General features: G+C 50.8%; 20 protein-coding genes. 13 read left to right on the top strand and 7 right to left on the bottom strand.

The features are described from left to right. Window positions 1-15 precede the first annotated feature (15 nt). Together IOQ59_RS19610 and IOQ59_RS19615 are read right to left on the bottom strand one after the other, a co-directional pair. The gene (locus tag IOQ59_RS19610) at window positions 16-723 is read right to left on the bottom strand and encodes a DUF445 domain-containing protein (protein WP_193955170.1); all 708 of its coding nucleotides are present in this window, start codon (window positions 721-723) and stop codon (window positions 16-18) included. A 66-nt stretch (window positions 724-789) separates the two neighbouring features. After that, complete coding sequence (locus tag IOQ59_RS19615) at window positions 790-1026, bottom strand: YkgJ family cysteine cluster protein (protein WP_193955171.1); 237 nt, start codon at window positions 1024-1026, stop codon at window positions 790-792. A gap of 528 nt (window positions 1027-1554) precedes the next feature. On the opposite strand from IOQ59_RS19615, the gene IOQ59_RS19620 reads away from it, so the two are divergent. Beyond that, window positions 1555-2661 carry an SPM autocatalytic domain-containing protein gene (locus IOQ59_RS19620; RefSeq protein ID WP_193955172.1) on the top strand — a complete coding sequence of 369 codons (1107 nt, stop codon included), beginning with the start codon at window positions 1555-1557 and terminating at the stop codon, window positions 2659-2661. Between the two features lie 54 nt (window positions 2662-2715). Here IOQ59_RS19620 and IOQ59_RS19625 read toward each other — a convergent pair whose 3' ends face one another. Further along, on the bottom strand, window positions 2716-3507 hold the full coding sequence (locus tag IOQ59_RS19625; RefSeq protein WP_193955173.1) for a hypothetical protein: 792 nt from the start codon (window positions 3505-3507) through the stop codon (window positions 2716-2718). A gap of 703 nt (window positions 3508-4210) precedes the next feature. On the opposite strand from IOQ59_RS19625, the gene IOQ59_RS21680 reads away from it, so the two are divergent. From IOQ59_RS21680 to IOQ59_RS19650, 5 genes are all read left to right on the top strand, one after another. Next, window positions 4211-4450 carry a zinc ribbon domain-containing protein gene (locus tag IOQ59_RS21680; protein ID WP_193955174.1) on the top strand — a complete coding sequence of 80 codons (240 nt, stop codon included), beginning with the start codon at window positions 4211-4213 and terminating at the stop codon, window positions 4448-4450. A gap of 74 nt (window positions 4451-4524) precedes the next feature. Then, a complete protein-coding gene (locus tag IOQ59_RS19635) occupies window positions 4525-5268 on the top strand; it encodes a hypothetical protein (RefSeq protein ID WP_193955175.1) in 744 nt (247 codons plus the stop codon). Between the two features lie 309 nt (window positions 5269-5577). Beyond that, entirely contained in the window at window positions 5578-5817 is a 240-nt protein-coding gene (locus IOQ59_RS19640; protein ID WP_193955176.1) for a hypothetical protein, read from the top strand. An 83-nt stretch (window positions 5818-5900) separates the two neighbouring features. Beyond that, complete coding sequence (locus IOQ59_RS19645; protein ID WP_193955177.1) at window positions 5901-6485, top strand: transglutaminase-like domain-containing protein; 585 nt, start codon at window positions 5901-5903, stop codon at window positions 6483-6485. Window positions 6486-6707: 222 nt separating this feature from the next. After that, the gene (locus tag IOQ59_RS19650; RefSeq protein ID WP_193955178.1) at window positions 6708-7295 is read left to right on the top strand and encodes a class I SAM-dependent DNA methyltransferase; all 588 of its coding nucleotides are present in this window, start codon (window positions 6708-6710) and stop codon (window positions 7293-7295) included. 91 nt (window positions 7296-7386) lie between these two features. On the opposite strand, the gene IOQ59_RS19655 is transcribed toward IOQ59_RS19650, so the two are convergent. Both IOQ59_RS19655 and IOQ59_RS19660 read right to left on the bottom strand, forming a co-directional pair. Further along, a complete protein-coding gene (locus tag IOQ59_RS19655; RefSeq protein WP_193955179.1) occupies window positions 7387-8268 on the bottom strand; it encodes a LysR family transcriptional regulator in 882 nt (293 codons plus the stop codon). 43 nt (window positions 8269-8311) lie between these two features. Then, the gene (locus IOQ59_RS19660; protein WP_193955180.1) at window positions 8312-9781 is read right to left on the bottom strand and encodes an SLC13 family permease; all 1470 of its coding nucleotides are present in this window, start codon (window positions 9779-9781) and stop codon (window positions 8312-8314) included. A gap of 178 nt (window positions 9782-9959) precedes the next feature. Between IOQ59_RS19660 and IOQ59_RS19665 the strand changes: the two genes are divergently transcribed. Together IOQ59_RS19665 and IOQ59_RS19670 are read left to right on the top strand one after the other, a co-directional pair. Continuing rightward, window positions 9960-10811 carry a GNAT family N-acetyltransferase gene (locus tag IOQ59_RS19665; protein WP_193955181.1) on the top strand — a complete coding sequence of 284 codons (852 nt, stop codon included), beginning with the start codon at window positions 9960-9962 and terminating at the stop codon, window positions 10809-10811. A gap of 148 nt (window positions 10812-10959) precedes the next feature. Further along, the gene (locus tag IOQ59_RS19670; RefSeq protein WP_193955182.1) at window positions 10960-12426 is read left to right on the top strand and encodes a catalase; all 1467 of its coding nucleotides are present in this window, start codon (window positions 10960-10962) and stop codon (window positions 12424-12426) included. A gap of 81 nt (window positions 12427-12507) precedes the next feature. On the opposite strand, the gene IOQ59_RS19675 is transcribed toward IOQ59_RS19670, so the two are convergent. After that, entirely contained in the window at window positions 12508-12723 is a 216-nt protein-coding gene (locus IOQ59_RS19675) for a DUF1127 domain-containing protein (RefSeq protein ID WP_193955183.1), read from the bottom strand. A 121-nt stretch (window positions 12724-12844) separates the two neighbouring features. Here IOQ59_RS19675 and IOQ59_RS19680 point away from each other — a divergent pair, with 121 nt between their 5' ends. From IOQ59_RS19680 to IOQ59_RS19695, 4 genes are all read left to right on the top strand, one after another. Then, complete coding sequence (locus IOQ59_RS19680; RefSeq protein ID WP_193955184.1) at window positions 12845-13780, top strand: LysR substrate-binding domain-containing protein; 936 nt, start codon at window positions 12845-12847, stop codon at window positions 13778-13780. Window positions 13781-13960: 180 nt separating this feature from the next. Next, a complete protein-coding gene (locus IOQ59_RS19685; protein ID WP_193955185.1) occupies window positions 13961-14548 on the top strand; it encodes a hypothetical protein in 588 nt (195 codons plus the stop codon). A 116-nt stretch (window positions 14549-14664) separates the two neighbouring features. Further along, entirely contained in the window at window positions 14665-15504 is an 840-nt protein-coding gene (locus IOQ59_RS19690) for a 23S rRNA (adenine(2030)-N(6))-methyltransferase RlmJ (protein WP_193955186.1), read from the top strand. Between the two features lie 43 nt (window positions 15505-15547). Beyond that, on the top strand, window positions 15548-15976 hold the full coding sequence (locus IOQ59_RS19695) for a GFA family protein (RefSeq protein WP_193955187.1): 429 nt from the start codon (window positions 15548-15550) through the stop codon (window positions 15974-15976). Between the two features lie 79 nt (window positions 15977-16055). On the opposite strand, the gene IOQ59_RS19700 is transcribed toward IOQ59_RS19695, so the two are convergent. After that, the gene (locus tag IOQ59_RS19700; RefSeq protein WP_193955188.1) at window positions 16056-18230 is read right to left on the bottom strand and encodes an esterase-like activity of phytase family protein; all 2175 of its coding nucleotides are present in this window, start codon (window positions 18228-18230) and stop codon (window positions 16056-16058) included. A gap of 226 nt (window positions 18231-18456) precedes the next feature. Here IOQ59_RS19700 and IOQ59_RS19705 point away from each other — a divergent pair, with 226 nt between their 5' ends. Beyond that, a complete protein-coding gene (locus tag IOQ59_RS19705; protein ID WP_193955189.1) occupies window positions 18457-18951 on the top strand; it encodes a DUF4405 domain-containing protein in 495 nt (164 codons plus the stop codon). Window positions 18952-18976: the final 25 nt, after the last annotated feature.

Consider the following 18976-nt stretch of genomic DNA (forward strand, 5'->3'; position numbering starts at 1 on the left):
CCACACCCCTCTGACTTAAGCGCCTAGTAGGCCAGCAATCAGGCCGATTAAACCGCCAAAAACACCACCCCATACAACCAGCCAGCCAAGATGCTCGCGAATCATACGCTGGATAATCTCTTTCACCAGCTCAGGTGTTAGTTCGTCCAGACGCTGCTCTACAACCTGTTCTACTTTCTGGCTCATCTCTGCCATAACAGAAGGTTGTTCCAACTCTTCTTTGAGCAGGGCGATAAACTCTTCTTGTTGTGTGATCTCTTCGATAGAGCCTTTTACTTTCTCTACAAAAGGGATACGCAGCGGCTCGATAACGGCCACGCCACCCACCATGCTGAGCATCGAACCCAGTGATGAGCTCTCAATCACTTCGATCAGGTTGTCGAATACCGGGTTGAAATCGACCTGCTCAATCACCGGAGCCAGATGCAGATTAGGCTGAGTGCCGTTCTCTGAGCCGAGGAAACGTTCGATATTTTCCTCAGTAAAGAACTGCTCCATCATCAGCGTTTTGATACCCAGCTTAAAGTCTTCAAAGCGCGCTGGAATTACACCCGAGCCATAGAGCCCTGGTACCTTCTCAAACAGCATGTGCACTGCCAGCCAGTTGGTGATCGCACCGGATGTGGCAAACAGGCCGATAGAAAACAGAATAGGATCTTTGGATATGTAGCCGGCGATCGTAGCGATAATCGCAAGGCCATTGGTAATCAGACTTTTGTTCACGTCAGGCATTCTCAACGCAGTTGATGGAAACGAAAGGATCATAGCAGCGCACAAAAACGCTGTACATTACGGACAGGTCAGGGATTCCAGTTCAGTGATCAGGTGAAGGGCTTCTGTACGAGACGTCCCACAGACTCCCATCTCCGCCTTAAACTCCGCGCAGGCTGAAGGACGGTGCGGCTCGTTAAAGATTGTGCAGAGCATGGCATCGTCCAGATGCTGGCAGCGATCACCCGCAGGTTTCATCAGGGCGCTTATGCTCGGTGCAATGCAGCAGGCACCACAGCCCATACGGCAATCCATCTATTTATGCCTCTTAAACCGGAAAGCCAAACATTATAACAGTTTAATGTTGGAGCGCTTCAAACGGTCCATATCTTGCAATTTACCCTCACACATAAATGATCAGATGACTCTAAAAGTGATTGCTGTACTTACGTTGCTGAAATGAACATCGCGTCTGAGCCAGTGCCTGAAGAGATGGGCTATCAGTGGTAATTCATTGCTTTATAAGGTCTTTTGTATGGGAGGGGAGCCTCACGAGCAGGAAAAATTGTAACCAGCGTTAAATCCAATCTAAATGGAACGGGTAATTCGGCAACCTGACCGGTGGGCGAAGGAGGTATCTCTTTGCCGCCAGAAAGGTATCTGAAGGCAACCGGCTTCCGTTTTTACATACTGTCCGCATTTTTGTTTTTGTCCTGACAAAAGCAACGGGGTCGCTTTGTCTCTGAAAAATGAAACGGACATTTTGTTGCTGATTTTAAAGTGGGCGATAGGAGTCCACTCGACTGAAAACAGCGTTGATACAGGGATATTCCGGAGAGTTTTATGATTATTCAGAGCAGCAATGTGCACATGAGCGCCGAACACGAAAAGTTTGAGTCTGTCACGCGTAGCAGCACGTTTGATTCCAGTAGTGAAAAGCTGGATTTCAGCCAGTTTATGAAGGAATCAGGCTTTGGTGGGCTGTTTGCTGGTGCAGGGTCGTTAGCCACCGGGTCAGCAGACGGTGCCAGTGGTGAGGAAGCTGAATCGACAACGCCTTCTATTCTGGTGATGACCGACAACGGCTACGAGTTTAATACCGGAGATTCAGAGGATAAATCTCTGGCTCAGCAGCAAGAGATTACCCGAGACCGCTTGTTTCGTGGATTACTTGAAGCGATCAGCGGCCGCAAGGTACCCATGGCGGATATCAACCAGGATGAATTGGCCACTGTGCCTGAAGAACTGGGTGTAAAAGCGGAGGGTTCACCTGTGGGTGGGCAAGTGAACATGCTGACCATGACGTTCAATGTCACTGAAACCGTTGAAGAGTATGAGTGCAGCAGCTTCAACAGCTGTGGTTCGGTGAAAACCGCAGATGGTCGGGAGATCGACTTTGCATTGGAAATGTCGATGGAGCGCAGTTATTCGTATACCCGTACGGTTGAAGTGACGCAGCAAGTTAGCTTTACCGATCCTCTGGTGATCAACTTTGAAGGCAATGCTGCAGACCTAACCGATGAAAAGTTTAACTTTGATCTGAATGCGGATGGTGAAGATGAGCTGATCAGTTACTTTGCCAACAGCGGTATGCTGGCGCTGGATAAAAATGAAGACGGTGTGATCAATGACGGTACCGAGCTGTTTGGTACGCTGTCAGGTAACGGTTTTGCCGATCTGGCGCAGTATGATGAAGACGGTAACAACTACATCGATGAGGCTGACAGCATCTTCGATGATCTCCAGATCTGGACTAAAACACTCGGTGAGGACAAATTGGAATCCCTGGCAGATCGGGATATAGGTGCCATTTACCTCGGATCCACAGAAACCCCGTTTGATGTGAAAGGTGAAGACAATCAGCAAAATGGTCGGGTCAGGGCCAGTGGCTTCTATCTCACGGAAGCCGGAGATGTGGGAACCGTGCAGCAAGTTGATATGGCGGTCTGACCGTCTGGCGTTCTTATCAGGTTGCCCGCACGTGCTGTTATGCGGGTAATCTGATTAACGTGTTACCGCCTGGGATGATGTTCGCCAGTCGAGCCAGTACGCGTACTCCACCCGATGAGAACGGATCAGCGCCTGTTGAAAGGTCGTGCTTGGGGTCGCATTACATTGCACGCCAGTAAACTCTGGCTCGGTCCATCCAGTGCTACCGCCCATATAGTCACGCGTATATCCCCATGTACCGCAGGCAAGAAGGGTATCGTAACGATCTTCCCGTTCGCACACGACACAGGTCTCAAACTGAACGTTGATGTTCTTCCCCTCCACACCGTATGCATCTGACACGTAAGGCGTGTCGTAGATCGCTACGGTAGATGCGCGGGTAGGGCGACCGCTCCAGGGTTTATCCCGATCATCTTCGGGTGTGAGATGCATACCGTAACCGTGTTCCAACGGCGCATTGTCATAGAAAGGATTATCAAACTCATCAGGAATATCGATCTGAACGGCGCTTTCCCCGTCAAACAGCCGTGCGGTGGTACTACGAACCTGTAACAGACGGTATTGGTCACAGCGCGCCGTGTTATCCCCAGTTAGGTGACCGGTTTTATTCGCAAACAGATGGATCTCCAAACCGACCCCCGTGGCGTTATCACTCGCGATGTATGAGGCGTTGTCACGACTGCTGTGATACCACTCCTTAGAAAACACCAGAATACCGATATTCTCTTGTTGGTAACTGACAGGGCATGCTTTACCGACCAACAGCTCCTCGGCAATAACAGTCGACGGCGAAAGTAACACGCTAGCTGTGGCGGCGGTGATTAAAACAGATCGTAAGTTCTGCATAGCGACACCCCAATTCAGTGATGAATCCTGAACACGTTGCTATGCAGTATAGACAGGACGGTCTATTCAGCCTCATATCTACTTAGGTGCGATTTAGAGATCGTTCAGTGGGCTACGGACAGCATTGCCGCCCCGATTTAATACATGTGTGTAAATATTTGCTCGGCATACTTCCAGATGCCTCGGCCAAGATCTGTGCTCAGCTGTCGGCTGATAAGGATGTGTTAGCGGAGGAGGCGGTTGTTTCAGCTCAGGTGTCCAAACCGGCGGGTGGTATACGTTGCCCTGAATACGGGGATAGCCATGTACAGAGACTGGGCGAAGTGCACTGGCATCACTATCCCGTAGTCGTTGAATAGCAGTTAAACGCCTCTCAGTCCGGGGTATTAACAAAGATCGGGGAAAGTCCCGAGGGTACCCTATTGCCAAAAGTCAGGGACGCGCGTAAAAAGGATGTATTAACGAAAGAAAAAGTGAACTGACAGGCGTACTCGAGGCCATTGGGAGGCTGAGAACGGTACGTATCTCATATCAGGGTTCACAGGGATTTCAATGGCTTAAAAAGCAAACTCCCTAGGATAAACACCTGCTCAGTTCAACAGGCGGTTATACCGATGACTGCGTCATCCACATAACCGCTTAAGTGTTAGCTACTCCCCCTAATCATACGAAGGGGTAGTGTTGAATAAACTGAGGAAACAATATGTCAACTCTCTGCCATTCATGCTGCGCTCCACTAGAAAAGCCGGAGTTCATAGGCCCTTCAGATATTTACTGTAAATACTGTACTGATGACAGCGGAAAACTTAAACCACGCAAAAGCGTGCAATACGGTATTGCGCAATGGTTAAAATCTTGGCAACCGGGTATCGATGACAACACCGCATTAGACCGGGCTAATCACTTCATGAAAGCTATGCCAGCTTGGAGTGAGAAAAATTAACCATACAAGGCGCACAAGCAAGGACGCAGCAAGCTGCGCCGCTTTTCTTAGCGTTAGAAAGTAGGAGCAAAAAGTTGGGAGCATGGGGGGCAGCAATATTCTCAAATGATACAGCGTCTGATGTAAGAAGCGACTATAGGGATCATATTGGTGACGGTTTATCTTCGGAAGAGGCTACTTCACTTTTAGAGCAGGAGTATTGTCCAGATAGAGATGATCTCGAACAGTATTGCCCATTTTGGCTTGGTCTTGCTGCAGCTCAGTTTCAGGTAGGTCGGCTGACGGATAGAGCAAAAAACGCTGCTTTGGAAATAATCCAAGATGAGCTAGATCTGAAGATCTGGAAAGAAAGCAGCGAAATTAAGAGAAGAAAGACAGCGTTGAACAAGCTTTATGACCAATTAAATGGCCCGCAGAAGAAGCCGGTATCAATCAAAAAAACGTATAAAGCAACATGCGAATGGCCTGTGGGGAGCTTGCTTTCTTATCAACTCATTTCTGGAAAGTATATCGTATTTCGTGTCGGGGCAATTCTCAGTGATAAAGGTGGCGAATACCCTGAAGTTGAAGTGCTTGATTGGATTGGCGGTGAACTTCCAAGGGAAAAGGATGTTCGGTTTAGTCAAATTCTTCGTCACACTATCAGTGGTGGCGGTACGCGATTGTTGGTTTTTCGGTCTAGTGAACGTGAGCTTCCTATAGCTAGATTGGCGTTGATTAGATACGGCAACGGTGATGAGCTGAAATGGTCGCCCCCAATAGTTACCCACTGGAAGGACTTGGACACCGATCTAAATAATGGATATTCGTTGAAGTAAAATTTCTAACAAGTACGGGCACGTTCAGCCACTTCGTGGCTTGGAGATTTCCCCCAATAAGGTAGACACCTTCCATAGACAGGTTTACCCCTAGCGTGGAGGTGTGCCATGGCTAAACGGAAGTATCGACCTATACGGAAAGGCTTCGCCGCGAAGCGGTGAAGCTGGTGGCCAACCCAGTAATACAGTCACTTCTGTGGCGAAAGCGTTAAGGGTTTGTACCGGTCATCGAACTTGGCAGTGCCTGTGCCCGCTTGGAGTGATCTGGCGGTCTCTGAGCATGGCCATAAACCTCAGGAGGAGGTAGTTATGAAAGACATTAATTCTGACTTAAGAAAGTTAGTGCTCGGAAATGGCATTAAAGGGATTTTGTTGCTGATGTTCTTGCACTATGGTTTCTTTTCTTTCCTTATTCATCTCATCGGCTTGGTGACAGACTTCGGGAAGCCTGCGTTTGGTGGGCCATGGGGCGTACTGTTGTTTTCTTGTGGTATGGCCTCAGTCTGGCTTAGATGGCCATGTGGGTCTCGATCTGAAAGTAATATTTGAAACGCCGCATCTTAGTAAACGCCATCAATAACATTTAATCCCTTTCGGGCCTAAATGTTTCTTCGTAGTTAATATCTGAAAATATGAACAAGTATCTAGAATCTACAGACTATATAGATTGGAAAACCCCTGAAGTTTTGGCTCAGGCACGAAGCTTATCTAACGGACTTTCTGCTACTGAAGACGTCGCCAGAGTGTGCTTTGAGTTTGTCCGTGATGAGATCAAACACAGCTGGGATTACGAGATGAACCCTGTGACGTGCAAAGCGTCGGATGTGCTGCAATACGGTACCGGCTTCTGTTATGCCAAGAGCCACTTGTTGGCTGCGTTGCTGCGCGCCAATTCAATTCCTGCGGGTTTATGCTATCAGCGGTTAACGATTACGGATGTGCCTCCCTTTTGCCTGCATGGGCTTAATGCCGTGTATCTTGAGCGACACGGCTGGTATCGCCTTGATGCACGAGGTAATAAGCAGGGTGTGGAGGCAGCATTCTGCCCACCCAAAGAAAAGCTGGCGTTTCCAATTGTCACGCCCGGAGAGGCGGATCTGCCTGAAATCTGGGCTGAGCCTATTGCTGCAATTACGCATGCACTCAAGCAGTTCGATACGTATCAGGCACTTGCCGATAACTTGCCCGATGTTGAGCTGGTCTCTGCCAAGAAATAGTTGGCTGTGTGTCCGAAGAGCTTGACCAGTGTGGCTCGTGTTACCTCTGTCTTGTGACAAAGGTAATTACGAGACACTGATTTAGCCCGCGCAGTGACAGGATATCTCTGCCTCTTTCAGCTACCTCTGCCTATGTCTAAGAGCAAGAGAACTACACAGTTCATATTGGTCCAGTTGATTGAGGTATCATGTCATCAATCCGGTTAATTGAGGGCTGTGGCGATGAGCGAAAGTTGGGATGACTATGCAGATGATTGGGACACCAATCAGGATGTCATCACGTATTCTGAAAAAGCGTATGACTCGTTGTGTCAGCTGATCAGTCTGGATGGTTTAAGGGTGTTGGATTTTGGCTGCGGTACAGGTCTGCTCACTGAACTCATCTCGCGCAAAGCAGGGGCTGTCGTGGGCCTGGATTCTTCAGAGAAGATGATCGAAGTACTTCAGCGCAAGCAGTTACCTGGTGTTGATGCGTTAGCTGTGGAATTGTCGGCGCAAGAGGTCGCGTCGAATCCTCATCTTCATTCGAAATTTGATCTTATTGTCGCGTCGTCGGTCTGTGCTTTTTTGCCGAACTACGAAGATACTTTGTTACTGTTGAAATCTATGCTGACGCCTGATGGACTGTTTGTGCAATGGGATTGGTGTCAATCGGAGGCAGAGCCTGACTTTGGGTTCACCGAAGAGATGATTTCGATGGCATACGGCAAAGCGGGAATGGATGTTCTCAAGATAGACAGACCTTTTGCCCTTGAGGGTAAAGATCGCACGATGTGGGTCATCATGGGCGTAGGTAAGGTTATCGCTTAACCAAGACGAAGATATTTGATGGTTCCAGAGGTTTCGGTGTCTTCTCTAGGCTTGTTTATCCAACTTGGTTTGTGTCACCTCAGCCATTGCTCTATTCGAAGAGTTGTTCGCGAAGGATCGAGCTGGCAGCGCTTAATAGCGGGTTCTCTGCCCGACCTGCAAGGTATGCGAATAACACCTGAACGGTTTGCTGGGCTTCGCTGATAATTTCAATTTCACCGCACTGTTCCGCTTCTTGTGCTGTCTCTGCATGCAGAAGACCGATACCTACGCCGCCTGCGATCAAGGTGCGGGTCACACTTTCCCGATCAATGCTGATTATTCGTTTGGGTCTTATCTGATGTTGCTTAAACAATGTTTCGGCTGCCTGTCCGCAGCAGGAATGTGTGGTTGGGCCGATCCATGGCAGGTCCGCGAGGGCTTGCCAGTCTAAAGGGTTTGAGGTGGAGACCAGTCCGGGTGGTGCTGCGAGATAGATGCCAAACTGAGTGATTTCAATGGTGGCGAGTTCTGAGCCCGGTGTGCCTGCCTCGTTATAAAAACCTGCGTCCAGATGACCGTTGCGGATACCGTTGAGTATTTCAAGAGAAGTACCATGCTGGAGTTCAACGTCGACCTCGGGATAACGTTCAGATAGTACCGTCAGCAAATGACCCAGCTCATCCGAACGGGTACTGCCCCCTGCGCCCAGACGCAGTTTTCCCGTCAGACGTCCTTTGATGCGGGTGGCTTCTTCAAGCAGTTCCCGATGGGCATCCAGTGTCTGTTCCGCTTTGGTCAGCAGTCGTTGACCCTCTGCGGTTAAACTCATCCCGCGCGGAGTGCGGTCAAACAGTGGGATGCCCAGTGTCTCTTCCATCGCTTTAATATGCGCACTGACGGCGGGTTGGCTCAAGCAAAGCTGATCGGAGGCATTGGTGATACTGCCCTCACGCGCCACGGCTACGAACGTTTTGAGCTGATGAATTTCCATTCGATGATCCTGTTTTAGGGGCGTAAGGGCTGATCTTAAGAGTTTAAAGCATACCCAATATCTGCCACCACAGCAGGTCAAAGGGCGTTAGTAGCACCGCGCTTATGGCGAACATGATAAGACAGAGCTTGGTCACGGCTTTGATCGGTAACTGACCGAGTTGTATTGCGGTAATCAGGGGCGGGGCCTGATAGGGCAGAAACACATTGGAAAATGCCAGTACCTGCGTCATCAACACGGTGGTCAGGGGCAAACCTGTCAGACTGGTTAGATCACTAGCAATCGGTGTGAGGATCGCCGGTACATCGGGCAGGTTGGTGACGATCGCGACCAGTGTGGAGATGGCTGTTAGGACAACAATATTCGAGAACGGTTGATCAGCTGAAAACCCAGCCTGTTCGTTCAGGCTTTGCAGCAGGGACTCCCCCAATCCGGTCGCGGAGATGACCGCACCTAACCCCATGATGCCCGCGACAAAGAGCAGTGGGGCATACTTAATATCCTCATTCAGGCAGTTTTTAGACGTAAGCCTGGATGAAGGCCACAGGCAATAGAGTGCAGCAGCCAAGCCGATCCATCCCGGAGAGATGTTGTGAACCCCGTCGGTGAACCAGAGGATGAGGCACAGTCCCAATACGGCACTTAAGCGGCGCTCTTCTGAGGACATTGGGTTGCTGGTATCGGATTGAGACGGTGTGCTTTGTGTAGGGGCGCGATCAGGGAATATCCACAGAATGACGCACACCAGCAGTGCCGCTTTAAGCGCACCTAACACGGGAAAGTGCAGCAGAAGATAATCCCAATACGCGAGATTCTGGCCATATAGGTTTTCCGCCATCCCCGCCAGAATCATATTGGGCGCATTGGACGGAAGGATTGCGAATGCAGGCAGACAGGTACCAAAAGCCGCCGCGGTTAACATGCCGATCCGACCGTTGGAACCCGCAGGGTATCCACTGTGATCGGCCAGTGCGATGATGATGGGCATCAGTAATACGATACGCCCCATTGCAGAGGGCATCAGGAATGCCAGCGCGAGGCCAAAGACCACAATGCCTGAAATGACACTGGAATAACGTGTGCCGATCATTCTTGAGAGTAGGGCTGCGGCGCGCCGTCCTAGTCCTGTGAAGTTGATGGCCGCACCCAGAATCAGTCCGCTAAACAGCAGCCAGAACGTTGATGATTGAAAACCCGAAAATACAGCTTGAGCGGGTGCAATTTCAAAGACCATCGCCACCATAAAGAAGGCGAGTGCGGGCCAGTATTCGGGTACCGCTGCCGTTGCCCATAAGCCGATGCACAAGACCGTCAGTGCTAAAGCAGCGGCCATCTGAAATGGCAAAAACTCAGCGGTTATGAACCCGGTAATAATGGCTGCGGTGACAACTGCGATGATCTGTTGTGAACGCCGGGACAACCGTGACGAGGATGCTTTTATGGATGCGGATATGTCTTCGGGCCGCTCTGTATCCGTTGATACAGGTTGCGATTGGAGTCTATGTTCGCTCATGAAAAAACGTTGCCTCGCGTGTATGCTGTGTCATGAGGCGACAGTACATCCGCGGGTGGCGGGCAATCCAATCGTTTATCCTGAGGGATAGCCTCAGTAAAACGGAAGGGGCGACCCGCGCCACAGATTACGCCTCTTCATCAGCACTGTTCTTCAAGGAAACGATAGGTACTTTTTTATGGAAAATAGACAGTACACCATCAGAACGATGCAGCCGCAGGAAGTGAATATGGCGGTTGAATGGGCGGCGGCGGAAGGCTGGAATCCCGGTTTACATGATGCCGAGTGCTATCGTAAGGCTGATCCAAACGGTTTTCTGGTGGGCCTGTTGGATGATGAACCCATTGCCGTGATCTCCGTGATCAAATACAGCGCAGCGTTTGGTTTTTTGGGCTTTTATATCGTGAAGCCAGAATACCGCGGCAAAGGCTATGGGATTCAGATCTGGAATGCCGGACTGGAATACCTGAAGGGTGCGAATATCGGGCTTGATGGTGTTGTTGAGCAGCAGGATAACTATAAGCAGTCAGGTTTTAAGCTCGCTTATCGTAATATCCGTTACGAAGGCAGTGGTGGCGGTGTTGCGCCAGACAATAGCGGGATTGTTGCGCTATCGACCCTGCCGTTTGAAGTGGTGGAATCCTATGATCGTCCCTTCCTTCCAGCTGACCGTGCTCAGTTTATCCAAGCCTGGGTCAGCCAGCCGGATTGCCTCGCACTGGGTGTGATGCAGGATGGCGAATTGGCCGGTTACGGTGTGATTCGTCAGTGCCGGTCCGGGTATAAAATTGCACCCCTGTATGCCGATACCCCAGCGTTGGCCGAGCAGCTATTTGTCGCACTGAAATCCCGTGTGAGCGCGTCTGATCTGATCTATCTGGATACGCCAGAACGGAATCAGTCGGCTGTCTCACTGGCAGAGCGGCACAATATGACGGTGTCGTTTGAGACTGCCCGCATGTATACGCAGGCGATACCGTCACTGCCGGTTGAGCGGTTGTTCGGAGTCACATCCTTCGAGATTGGGTAAGTGGTTTTGTCCATCGGTGATAGCGCATACCTATAAACTCTATAAGGATAATAGATTTCAATAGTAGCAGTGCCGCGCCTAAGCTTGAGATACAGGGTGAGTGATCCTCTCTGCTCACCGCATCCAACGTGTATCTGGAGCAATCAACATGAGCAAGCAGACTTTGACCACCGCGACGGGTTCTCCAGTCGCGGATGATGACAACAGCATCAGTGTTGGAGAGCGTGGTTCTCTGACGTTTGATAACCACTATACCTTCGAAAAGCTGGCGCATTTTAACCGCGAGCGTATCCCCGAGCGGGTTGTTCATGCGCGGGGGACAGGTGCTTATGGCAAGTTCACCGTATCCCGATCACTGACGGACTACACCATCGCCAGTTTCTTGCAGGAGGTCGGCCAGAGTACCGAGGTGTTTGTTCGGTTCTCTACGGTGGGCGGCGGGCAGGATTCCAGCGATTACGCCCGTGATCCGCGTGGTTTTGCGATCAAGTTTTATACCGATCAGGGCAACTACGATATGGTGGGCAATAACACACCGGTCTTTTTCCTGCGTGATGCCATAAAATTTCCCGATTTTATCCACTCACAGAAGAAGAACCCCCGCACGAATCTGCCCGATCCGGCGGCGATGTTTGAGTTCTGGGCGAACCATCCACAGTCATTGCATCAGATGACGATCCTGATGTCTGATCGTGGTATCCCGGCGTCTTATCGTCATATGCACGGTTTCAGCTCCCATACCTTCAGTTTCTGGAACAGTAAAGGTGAACGGGTCTGGTTCAAGTGGCACTTTAAATCCAATCAGGGGATTCAGACCCTGACCAACGAGGAGGCCGCCGTTACATCACCTATTGGCGCCCAACAGGATCTGGTGGAAGCGATTGATGCGGGTGATTACCCAAGCTGGACGGCCAAAGTGCAGATGATGACGGAAGCTGAGGCGAAGACCTATGCGATTAATCCATTTGATCTGACCAAAGTCTGGCCGCATGCGGATTTCCCATTGATCGAAGTGGGACAGCTGGAGCTGAACCGTAATGTGGAAAACTACTTTGCTGAAACCGAGCAGGCGTGTTTTGCTCCGAGCAATCTGGTGCCGGGGATTGGTGCCTCGCCAGACAAAATGTTGCAAGGCCGACTACTGGCGTACCAGGATGCACATCGTTACCGGGTGGGTGTGAACGCCAATCAGCTGCCGGTGAATGCGGCGAAATGTCCGGTGAATCACTATCAGCGTGATGGGGCGATGGCAGGTATGTGTCCTGCGCATGGCACGGCTGCGGTGCAGACCTCACGGGTGAACTACTATCCGAACGACCAGATCAACGATGGTGCGCCGGTGCCTGATCCTGCGGTAGCGGAACCGCCAATGCCGGTGCTGGAAAGTGCATGGGTTGCACGCCATGGGCTGGCTGATGACGAAGACCACTACACACAGGCCGGTGATCTGTTCCGCTTAATGAATGATTCACAAAAAGATCAGCTGACGACCACCATTGCGGGTGGCTTGATCCACGCGTCTGAATCGGCTCAGCAGCGGATGTTGGCACAATTTGCCAAGGCCGACCCTGATTATGCCGCGCGTATCGTTTCAGCGATGGAATCGATGCGTTAATACAGTCTTTAATGACACATCCGGTGCCTCCACAGAGCAGGGTAATCATGCTGTGCTTTGTGTCGGTGACCGGTTTCACGACTACTTCTTCCAAAATGGTTTGTTGCTTTCCGCTAAAGCGTCGACACGACTAATACCGATATCTTTCAGTTGGTGATGATTCAGCGTAGCCAGCTCACGCCGGGTGCGCCAGTTGGTGCGCCAATGGATCAGGCGTTGTTTCCAGGACTGAACAATCCCTTGGAAATCCTCAGTTCTCTCGTTGTTTTCACGTAAGTATCTATTTTCACAGTTCATCGTTGCCACCTGTCTGAATGGATTGGATACGAACTATTCTTGATAAATTTACGATGGCCGACAAACGAGAAATTATGGCTTATGATTAAGAAAATCTTATCTATCATGATGGTTGAACGGTATGAAACGATTGCCGCCGCTGAAGGCGCTCCATGCATTTCGATATGCCGCAGAAGCGCAGAGTTTTAAGGTTGCTGCTCAGCAGTTGAATGTGACGCAAGCGGCGATCAGTCAGCAGATAAAAACACTGGAAGAGCAGTTAGATGTGAAACTCTTTCAGCGCCTGACGCGAGAAGTGGTGCTCACCCCCGAGGGGATGAAGTTGCTGCCGTATGTGAGCAAAGCGTTTATGACGTTGGAAGAGGGCGTCATGGATTTAGCGCAAGATCCAAACCCCAATCGACTGACACTCAGCGCGTTACCCTCGTTTGCTGGCCGTTGGTTGGTGCCGCGTTTGGGGCAGTATCAACAGCAGATGCCGGATGTTGCCCTGAATTTGTTGCCTAGTATTGATCTGATCAATTTTGAGCGAGGGGAGCCTGATCTGGCGATCCGTTTTGGGCGTGGGGAGTATCCGGGGTTGACCGTAAAACCGTTGCTAAAAGAATATCTGCTGCCGGTATGCCATCCTTCACTGATCGATCTGGAGCAGCCCATCCCGCCTCAATTAGCCGAACTGCCATTATTGGCCGATGATTGCCCGGATATTGATGACGCCTGGAGCGAGTTTCAGCGATTGATTGGTACACCGTTCCGACATGAATCCACCCAGTTACATGTGACCGATGCGGCGATGCTGGTGGAAGCGTTGTTATGCGGACAAGGCTTTGGCATTTTGCGCTTCAGTCTGGCGTATGACCTGCTTGAGCGGGGGCAGCTGGTCTGCCCGGTGCCGATCTATCTGTCGTCGGCATTTGATTATTATCTGGTGGCACCTGAGGCTCATTTTCAGCGACCAAAGGTAAAACGGTTTGAGTCTTGGTTGAGTGAAGAGATTAAAGTGATTGAGGAGAGCTGGTGTCGATTTAGTCGTATGCATCCAGCACTCGCTCAGTAAAACGCGAGTTCCAATGCGATACGATAGATCTTGGCAGTGAATAAGACTGCACTTCTTGAGCCAAACGTTCCGCCGAGATCGGGGAATGAGCTATCTTTTTAAGTAACGTTCTTCGGTCAAGCCGCAGTCCTATAGCCGTTGTGGGCTTGGTGTTTTATCCATTCTTTCAGGAGACGCGCCATGACAGGCGTATATTCAAGGCTTTTACGTATTCCACTGATTATTGGTTGTCTCTTTGCATCTACGGCTTTTGCGCAAGATCAGAATTGGGCACTCACACTCTATCAAACAGTACTAACTGACGATCCAATAGAAGATGTATTGCTGGGACAGGCTGATTACGACAGCAACTTTCAGCTGACCGCTTTGGCGCTGAGCAAAACCATACCCGTTGACGATACCCGCTACGATCTTGAGTGGGAGTTACAGGCAGTTAAGCACACGAGCGGTCAGGGTCATGAAGAATTCAATGCATTGCTGGCCGCGCGATGGTATCCGTTTCCTTGGGACGGTTACCTGAACACTGATGTTGCTGTTGGCTTTGGATTGTCTTATGCGACGGAGGTGCCCGAGTTCGAAATTGCGAATAAGGATGATGCAGAGGACTTGCTGGCCTACATATTGGTGGAACTTGAGTTCAAACCCCAAAGTTGGGAAAGCTGGAGTCTGGTGGTGCGAAGCCATCATCGTTCCGGCGTGTTCGGTCTGTTCAATGGTGTTGAGGGCGCATCCAATTCGTTAGGCTTGGGGATGAAATACCGATTCTGAACGGGTAAAAGTGATCGACTTTTTCGAGCCTTTGGGGCGAGTTGTCCGCAAAATACTTAGTCAATCACCGGATAGATGGGCAATAATACGCGCCTTACTTTTTTACAGGTTTCGATATGCTCTCCTACCGTCACAGTTTTCACGCTGGCAATCACGCTGATGTTCTAAAACACACTGTTCAGGCTTTGATTATCGAAGCGCTGAAAGAGAAGGATAAACCCTTTGTTTATCACGATACTCATTCGGGCGGTGGTCGTTATGATCTGGCATCTGAGCATGCAGAAAAAACCGGCGAGAGTGTAGAAGGGATCGGTCGCTTGTGGGAAGAAACCTGCCCGCCTGTAATGGCGCCGTATCTGAAAGCGGTGAAGGCAGTCAACCCGAACGGTCGTCTGCGTTACTATCCGGGTAGCCCTGCATTGGCGGGTGCGATGTGCCGTGAACATGATCGGTTAGTGTTAACCGAGCTGCACCCAAATGACTTCCCGCGTTTGTTGCAAACTTTCCGTGGTGATCGTCGGGTGAAGATGTTCAACGAAGAAGGTTACCAGCGCCTGAAGGCAAGCTTGCCGCCGAAAGAGCGCCGGGGTGTGGTACTGATCGATCCGCCGTATGAACAGAAATCCGAATACGCAGATCTTGTGCAGGGTATCCGTGAAGCGGCTAAGCGCTGGGCGACGGGTACGTATGCGATCTGGTATCCGGTGGTACAGCGGCATGAAGTGCGCTCACTGGAATCCAAGATGAAAGGCACCAATATCCGTAAGATTCTGCGAATTGAAATGTGTGTGCTGCCGGACAGCAAAGAGTATGGCATGACCGGGTCAGGCATGATTGTGATCAACCCGCCGTGGAAGTTGGAAAAGCAGATGAAAGAACTGCTGCCGTGGTTAACCGAAAAGCTGGGGCAGTCGCCTGAAGCGAGCTTCAAAGTTGATTGGTTGGTACCCGAGTAAGGTTTCAGCCGTTTGTCCGCAATGATCAGTTAGAGGGATGTATATGATCGGGCAGTGTTTATGTGAAGGGGTTCAGTTTCAGATTGAAGGTGACACGCCCAACTTTTATCAGTGTCACTGCTCAATGTGCCGCAAAGCCACGGGATCGTCGGCTAACGCAGCGACCTTTGTAAACGAGTCTGCATTTAGTTGGTTACAAGGGCAGGATCTGGTGCGTTCTTTTAAAAAAGACACCGGTTATCGTGCAGACTTTTGCAGTGTGTGCGGCAGCCCAGTCCCCAATCAGTTGCGGGGCACGGACAAGTATTGGATACCCGCAGGCCTTTTAGATGGGTTTGATGGCAGTGTGGTAGTCGCCCATCTGCATACCGCTTCCAAAGCGGAGTGGGATCAGATCGCAGGTGAGGGCCAGCACTATGATGAGATGCCTTCGCTGGATGAGCTTAACGGGCAGTTACAGCGAGACAGCTAAGGGATCGCGTGTAAGCGATAGAAAAATGGCCGGATAATCCGGCCATTTTTATGGGTGTGTGAAATCAGTCAGTGACGGTTTACATCTTACCCACAGAGAAGAAGTTGGTTTCACCGGAGCTGTCGTCGACACCGTCGTTGTCGGTGACCGCGTAACCTTTACCGGATGCATCCACTGTAAAGCCTTCGATCTTATCGGTTACGTAGCCATTCAGTGCTTTCAGATCTGGAATAAAGTCACGTACCAGCTCTTTCTTCACAACCGGCAGCTCGCCACCCAGCGGTGCTGGTTTCAGCTCGCTCTGTTCAACCTTGTACAGACGTTTGATCTTTGCGTCTTCACCGATCTGGTTATCACGCTCGATGATGTAAACCTCATCGTCGTATGCAGTGATCTCCGACAGACCCACCCAACCTTTGTTTGCGGCTTCCGTTGGGTAGCGCACTGCGCCCCAGGTATTAGTCTTCAGGTTGTAAGACACCAGTTTAACGGTGTTTTCCGGATCATCTTTCCACTGACGCTGAATCGCAATCCACAGGGAATCACCGATCAGCGTGATACCTTCAGCGCCGAAACGTTTTTCGTGCTTCAGCAAGGCGTCCGGGAAGTTGAGGGTACGATCGATCACACCGTTGGCATTTACGTGATAGATGGCGTGAGGCACCTTCTTCTTGGTTTTACCTTCAGACGCCAGCCAGAAACCCCCTTTACCGTCTTGTGTAATCCCTTCCAGATCCAGTTTTTCCGCCGCGTTGCCATCACGTGTGACCGGTGTTGCTTTCACGATTTTTGCAGGCGTCTGGTTCGCATCGATGGTGAAGATGCTTGGTTGCTTGGAGTAGAAGCTGTCGTTGACCGCGTACAGCAGACCCGGTTTTTTAGCATCGGCCGTCATGCCGGATAGTGCACCCCAGCCAATCGGTTCGCCCACGTCGTTACGACCGGATTTGATCTGCGGGTATGCCGCTGCATCGTCATCCAGCTTGTAAACCATCACGTGTGAACGTGGACCTTTGTCTTCAACCAGGTCTTTTTCGTTGGCGCTGACCAGCAGGTTACGGGATGGAATCGTTACTGCGGATTCAGGTGCAATGCCGGATGGCAGCAGCTGGACGAATTCTGGCGCAGCGCCGGTGTCGCGGTATACACCAATGGCACCGCCACGTTCGGACAGGACAAAGATGTAAGTGTCTTTGCCGAAGGTGCCAATCGCCAGACCTTCTGGCTCGTTACCTTTTTTACCGGAGCGTTTCTCCGGGTAGTGACCAGCCATGATGATCTGATGTTCGAAGGCTTCAGCGGATTCGTACAGGACACGGCCATCTTTATGGAAGATGGTGAAACCACGTGCACCGCCGTTAAAATCGCCTTCGTTTGCCGTAACAAAGCGATCGTTGTCCAGCCACTTCACCGAGTCCGGCTCACGCAGACGGTTTTCCTGCGTTTTGTTGAAGGTCAGGGTACGGTCTTTTTTCAGATCGACGTTTTTCAGATCAACTGAACCGGCAGAGAAGTGGTTGATCACTTTGGCCGTTTTCGCATCAACCACCACCAGATGGTTGTTTTCCTGCAAGGTCACAACGATTTCGTTGTTGTCGTTGAAATCGACAAACTCCGGTTCCGGGTCATCGGCGCCAATCTCGGCCAGACCGGTCATCTCAACACGGCGCATGTCGTCGCAATCCGGCTTGCCATCTTCCAGCGGTGCAATCACCAGAAAACCGGCAGGCAGTTGTGGCAGTTCGCCGTCGTTCAGGTCTTCGTCACGTTCGTTTTCGATCGCCACCGCAACGTATTTACCGTCTTTGGATACGGCGATAGAGTCTGGTTGTCCGCCCAGATCACAACGCTTTTCGATCTCCTTGTCGTCCAGATCAATGGCCGCCAGAAAACCGGTTGGTGTTACATAACTGGTGGATGTGTTCACACCGGTCAGGACGTAATCGTCTGCAATCGCCACTGAGGTAGGCTCACCTTCCAGTTTCAGATGGCCCGCAGGCTTAGGCTCGTCAGCATCGCTGATATCCACGAAACCCAACCCTTCGAGTGGGCTGTCCGAGTACACCAGTGTTTTACCATCTTCCGATACAGCAATAATTTCTGCAGAGGTCTCTTGCTGACGCTCAACGCCTGCAGGTAGGTTCTTTGCTGTTGAGAAGCTCGCAATTCGGTTAAACGCATCAGCCTGAGCGCCTGTTGCAACGGCTGCGACCATCACTGCCAGTGCACTGCGGCGGAATGTACGATCAAACATCGGGTGGACTCCGTGAATACCATCAATATGAAAGGGGCCTTAAAACTAGCCGCCGCATATGACGGCGCTGTTACTTACACGCTGAAAGGTCGAAATTTATGAATGTTCTTTCATCAGGGGCTCCAGAAAATCAGAGGGCATTTACACAACTTAACACCGTCTTTACGCATCTTAGTTAAGATCGAAACTAAAATGGCGTCTTTGTTCAATGTTAAGGATAGAGACGATGAGTGTGCAGAATACGCTGGCGCTGCGCCGATGGGCAACGCCGCTGACCATTGTGACGTCGGTGCTGGTGGGTATCTCCGGTGTGATGATGTTTTTCCATTTGGGTGAAGGGCTGATCAAAGGGATGCACGAATGGATAGGTCTGCTGATGGTAGCGGCGGTTGTCACGCATATCGTGGTGCACGTAAAGCCTTTTAAGCGACACTTTTCTCAGCGTGCGGCGCTGTCGGTGATGTTTGCGGTGTTGTTGGTCAGCGCTTCATTACTGGATTTTGGAGGTGGTGGTAGTCCGATGATGGCGGTTATCCACAGTGTCGAAGGCGCACCGATTACCTCGCTGGCGGAGTTGCAGCAGGTCAGTACGCAAGTGTTGATTGATAAACTGGCGGCCGCGGGTTTTACGACTGTGTCTGAGGAGATGTCCTTAAACCACATTGCCGAGCAAAGTCAGGTACATCCCAAAGAGCTGATCGGAATTGTATTTTCTGAGTAAGCCTCGTGGTTTATTTTCGGCGGGT

Origin of the sequence: Pontibacterium sinense (assembly GCF_015209595.1) — a bacterium.
GTDB classification, from domain to species: domain Bacteria; phylum Pseudomonadota; class Gammaproteobacteria; order Pseudomonadales; family Balneatricaceae; genus Pontibacterium; species Pontibacterium sinense.

Excerpts from the sequence above, each read along its gene's own strand:
- IOQ59_RS19670 (WP_193955182.1), top strand. The coding sequence starts at position 10,960 with ATGAGCAAGCAGACTTTGACCACCGCGACGGGTTCTCCAGTCGCGGAT.
- IOQ59_RS19695 (WP_193955187.1), top strand. The coding sequence starts at position 15,548 with ATGATCGGGCAGTGTTTATGTGAAGGGGTTCAGTTTCAGATTGAAGGT.
- IOQ59_RS19645 (WP_193955177.1), top strand. The coding sequence starts at position 5,901 with ATGAACAAGTATCTAGAATCTACAGACTATATAGATTGGAAAACCCCT.
- IOQ59_RS19705 (WP_193955189.1), top strand. The coding sequence starts at position 18,457 with ATGAGTGTGCAGAATACGCTGGCGCTGCGCCGATGGGCAACGCCGCTG.
- IOQ59_RS19640 (WP_193955176.1), top strand. The coding sequence starts at position 5,578 with ATGAAAGACATTAATTCTGACTTAAGAAAGTTAGTGCTCGGAAATGGC.
- IOQ59_RS19680 (WP_193955184.1), top strand. The coding sequence starts at position 12,845 with ATGAAACGATTGCCGCCGCTGAAGGCGCTCCATGCATTTCGATATGCC.
- IOQ59_RS19625 (WP_193955173.1), bottom strand. The coding sequence starts at position 3,507 with ATGCAGAACTTACGATCTGTTTTAATCACCGCCGCCACAGCTAGCGTG.
- IOQ59_RS19650 (WP_193955178.1), top strand. The coding sequence starts at position 6,708 with ATGAGCGAAAGTTGGGATGACTATGCAGATGATTGGGACACCAATCAG.
- IOQ59_RS19665 (WP_193955181.1), top strand. The coding sequence starts at position 9,960 with ATGGAAAATAGACAGTACACCATCAGAACGATGCAGCCGCAGGAAGTG.
- IOQ59_RS19685 (WP_193955185.1), top strand. The coding sequence starts at position 13,961 with ATGACAGGCGTATATTCAAGGCTTTTACGTATTCCACTGATTATTGGT.
- IOQ59_RS19660 (WP_193955180.1), bottom strand. The coding sequence starts at position 9,781 with ATGAGCGAACATAGACTCCAATCGCAACCTGTATCAACGGATACAGAG.
- IOQ59_RS19620 (WP_193955172.1), top strand. The coding sequence starts at position 1,555 with ATGATTATTCAGAGCAGCAATGTGCACATGAGCGCCGAACACGAAAAG.
- IOQ59_RS19615 (WP_193955171.1), bottom strand. The coding sequence starts at position 1,026 with ATGGATTGCCGTATGGGCTGTGGTGCCTGCTGCATTGCACCGAGCATA.
- IOQ59_RS19700 (WP_193955188.1), bottom strand. The coding sequence starts at position 18,230 with ATGTTTGATCGTACATTCCGCCGCAGTGCACTGGCAGTGATGGTCGCA.
- IOQ59_RS19690 (WP_193955186.1), top strand. The coding sequence starts at position 14,665 with ATGCTCTCCTACCGTCACAGTTTTCACGCTGGCAATCACGCTGATGTT.
- IOQ59_RS21680 (WP_193955174.1), top strand. The coding sequence starts at position 4,211 with ATGTCAACTCTCTGCCATTCATGCTGCGCTCCACTAGAAAAGCCGGAG.
- IOQ59_RS19655 (WP_193955179.1), bottom strand. The coding sequence starts at position 8,268 with ATGGAAATTCATCAGCTCAAAACGTTCGTAGCCGTGGCGCGTGAGGGC.
- IOQ59_RS19675 (WP_193955183.1), bottom strand. The coding sequence starts at position 12,723 with ATGAACTGTGAAAATAGATACTTACGTGAAAACAACGAGAGAACTGAG.